Annotated in this window: 4 protein-coding genes and 1 tRNA gene; 2 read left to right on the top strand and 3 right to left on the bottom strand. The window is 67.2% G+C overall.

The genetic code is table 11. The features are described 5' to 3' along the window. Positions 1-142 (top strand): DUF2304 domain-containing protein (locus WAN71_RS27160; RefSeq protein ID WP_422228289.1); only part of this gene is annotated, 142 nt, incomplete at its 5' end. On the opposite strand, the gene WAN71_RS27155 is transcribed toward WAN71_RS27160, so the two are convergent. Beyond that, a complete protein-coding gene (locus WAN71_RS27155; RefSeq protein WP_422228287.1) occupies positions 139-1,083 on the bottom strand; it encodes an NAD-dependent epimerase/dehydratase family protein in 945 nt (314 codons plus the stop codon). The two genes, WAN71_RS27160 and WAN71_RS27155, sit on opposite strands and share 4 nt — an antisense overlap. On the opposite strand from WAN71_RS27155, the gene WAN71_RS27150 reads away from it, so the two are divergent. After that, positions 1,049-2,878: a hypothetical protein gene (locus tag WAN71_RS27150; protein ID WP_422228286.1), complete on the top strand. Its 1,830-nt coding sequence runs from the start codon at positions 1,049-1,051 to the stop codon at positions 2,876-2,878. The genes WAN71_RS27155 and WAN71_RS27150 overlap by 35 nt on opposite strands. A gap of 4 nt (positions 2,879-2,882) precedes the next feature. Here WAN71_RS27150 and WAN71_RS27145 read toward each other — a convergent pair. Both WAN71_RS27145 and WAN71_RS27140 read right to left on the bottom strand, forming a co-directional pair. Further along, positions 2,883-2,955, bottom strand: a tRNA-Thr gene (locus WAN71_RS27145). Positions 2,956-3,007: 52 nt separating this feature from the next. After that, positions 3,008-3,114 (bottom strand): hypothetical protein (locus WAN71_RS27140; RefSeq protein ID WP_422228288.1); only part of this gene is annotated, 107 nt, incomplete at its 5' end.

Below are 3,114 nucleotides of genomic sequence, written 5' to 3'. Positions count from 1 at the left end.
CCTGATGCTCTACGCGCTGATCATCGCATTCAGCTTCACCACGTTGAGCACCTATCTGCGATTCAAAGACTTGGAGCTGCGGTACGCGCGACTGGCCCGCGCGGTCGCGCTGGAAGGCGCGCAAGCGCCGGAACCCCGCTAGCCGGCGTGCGTGTGCCGGAAGTACTCCACCGTGCGGCGCACTCCTTCGTCGAGTGCCACCTGCGGGCGCCAGCCCAAAACCTTTTCGGCCAAACCGATGTCGAGGCAGGACCGTTTCAAGTCACCCAGCCGTGGCGGATGAAATTCCGGGTCGTCGGGCGCACCGGCGGCAGCGGCCACCGCTGAATGCAGTTGGCGGTCCGAGGTTTCCACACCGGTGCCGGCGTTGAACCGCTGCCCGCCGCCGACTGGCTCAGACGCTTTGACGAATGCGTCCACCACGTCGTCGACGAACACGTAGTCGCGGGTGTTGGAGCCGTCGCCGAAAACCTTGGTGGGCTTACCGGACAGCAGCGCGCGGGCGAAGATCGCGACCACACCGGCCTCGCCGTGCGGATCCTGTCGCGGGCCGTAGACGTTGGCCGGCGCGATGTGCGAGCACTCCAGGCCGTACAGATGGCGGAAGGTGTTGAGGTAGATCTCGCCGGCAACCTTGCCCGCCGCATACGGCGACGCCGGGTCGGTAGGCACGTCCTCGCTGGTCGGATACGACGGCGGGACCCCGTAGATCGAGCCACCCGACGAGGTGTGCACGACTTTGCGCACACCGGCTGCCCGGGCCGCGTCAGCCAGCCGCACCGTGCCGATCACATTGACCGACGCGTCGAATTGCGGATCGGCCACCGAGTGCCGCACGTCGATCTGCGCGGCCAGGTGAAACACCACCTCGGGGCGATGCTCGTCGAGGATCGCCTGCAGATCGGCGGCCACGATGTCGGCTTCGACGAAGACGAACTCGGGATTGTCGGCCAAGTGCTCGATGTTCGTGGCCCGCCCGGACGCGAAGTTATCCAGGCCCACGACGCTGTGCCCGTCGCTTAGCAACCGGTCGACTAGCGTCGACCCGATGAAACCGGCTGCCCCGGTGACCAGTGCGCGCACCGGCCCACCATACCGATGGGCTGCCCGGACCCCGAACATCGCGCTGGCCGCTGCCGCGCTGATCGCGGTGCAGCTAGTGATCCGCGCGGTGCTGGCATTTCGGGGCTACTTCTATTGGGATGACCTGATCCTGGTGGGCCGGGCCGGCACGCATGACCTGCTGTCGCCGGGATACCTGTTCGACGACCACGACGGCCACGTCATGCCGGCCGGTTTCCTGGTTGCCGGCGCGATTACCCGGCTGGCGCCGTTGAACTGGATCGGACCGGCCATCAGCCTGCTGGTGCTGCAATTGCTGGCTTCGCTGGCGCTGCTGCGGGCGCTGCACGTGATCCTGGGCTGGCGACCGGTGCTGCTTATCCCGCTGACCTTTGCGCTGTTCACCCCGCTGGGCGTTCCGGGCTTCGCGTGGTGGGCAGCGGCGCTGAACTCGTTGCCGATGCTGGCCGCGCTGGCTTGGGTCTGCGCCGATGCGATCATGCTGGTCCGAACCCGCAACCAGCGCTACGCGGTGTCCGGCGTGCTCGTTTACCTCGGTGGGCTGTTGTTCTTCGAGAAGGCCGCGGTGATTCCCTTTGTCGCATTCGCAATCGCCGCACTGCTGTGCCACGTACAAGGTGACCGCGCGGCGTTGCTGACGGTGTGGCGGGCCGGGCTCCGGCTCTGGGCGGTGTCGCTGGCGCTGACCGGCGCTTGGATCGCGGTCTATGTGGTCGTGGTCAACCAGCAGCGGTGGAGTTCCGACCTGTCGATGACGTGGGATCTGTTGCGCCGCTCTGTCACTCACGGGATCGTTCCCGGTTTGGCCGGGGGGCCGTGGGCCTGGGCCCGCTGGGCACCCGCCTCGCCGTGGGCTACCCCGCCGCTGGCGGTCCAAGTGCTGGGCTGGCTGGTGCTGACCGCGGCACTGGGAGTCTCGCTGGCGCGCAAGCGCCGCCTTGTGCCGGTGTGGCTGACCGCGGCCGGCTACGTGGTTGCCTGCCAGGTACCGATCTATCTGATGCGCTCATCACGGTTCACCGCTCTCGAATTGGCCCAAACGTTGCGTTATTTCCCCGATCTCGTGGTGGTGTTCGCGCTGTTGGCCGCGGTCGGGTTCTGTGCGCCCAACCGCCCTTCGTCGCGCTGGCTGGACGCGTCTCTGGGCCGCGCTGTGGTGACGACGGCGGTGGCGGCGACGTTCGTTGCGAGCAGCGGCTATTCGACAGCGACGTTTCTGACCTCTTGGCGGGACAACCCCGTTCAGCCTTATCTGCAGCATGCCCGTCGCGGTTTAGCCGCCGCGCACGCGGCGTCGAATGCGCCGATGCTGGATCAAGAGGTCGATCCGCTGGTGTTGGGTCGAGTGGCCTGGCCGGAGAACCTGGCCAGCCACATCTTCGCCCTGCTGCGGGACCGTCCGGAATTCGCCTCGGCGACAACGCAATTGCGAGTACTGGACAGCTCGGGCCGACTGGCCGACGCGCAAGTGACCTGGGTCCGCGCGATGCTGCCGGGACCGATGCCGCAGTGCGGCTACTTCGTGCAACCGGACCGACCGGTCCGCCTTGGTCTGGACGGCCCACTGCTGCCGACGGATTGGACTGCCGAGATCAACTACCTGGCCAACAGCGACGGCTCGATGACGTTGTCGCTGTCCGATGGGCCCGACACGAAGGTGCCGGTGCATCCCGGGCTCAACCGGGTCTATGTCCGGCTGCCCGGCGCGGGCAATGCCATCACAGTGCGAGCCGACACGGCCGCGCTGGCGGTCTGCATCGCCGCCGGGCCGGTGGGCTATGCGGTGCCCAAGTAGATCGAGCCACCTAGGAGAATCGAACTCCTGACCTGCTCATTACGAGTGAGCCGCTCTACCGACTGAGCTAAGGTGGCGTGCCCTGCGGGGCGGCACGAGTCTACGGCAGGGCGACTTGCGCGCCCAAGTTCAGTCGCGCAGCGCCTGGCCGATCGTGGCGACCAACGCGTCGACGGCGAACTTGGGCTTGACGTTGACCGCCAGCGCTTCGCGGCACTCCAGTACGGCTTCGATGC

The sequence above is a fragment of the Mycobacterium sp. genome (assembly GCF_049280035.1).
Lineage (GTDB): Bacteria > Actinomycetota > Actinomycetes > Mycobacteriales > Mycobacteriaceae > Mycobacterium.
The sequence above is the reverse complement of the archived record's forward strand: the minus strand, read 5'-3'. Positions and strand labels throughout refer to the sequence as shown.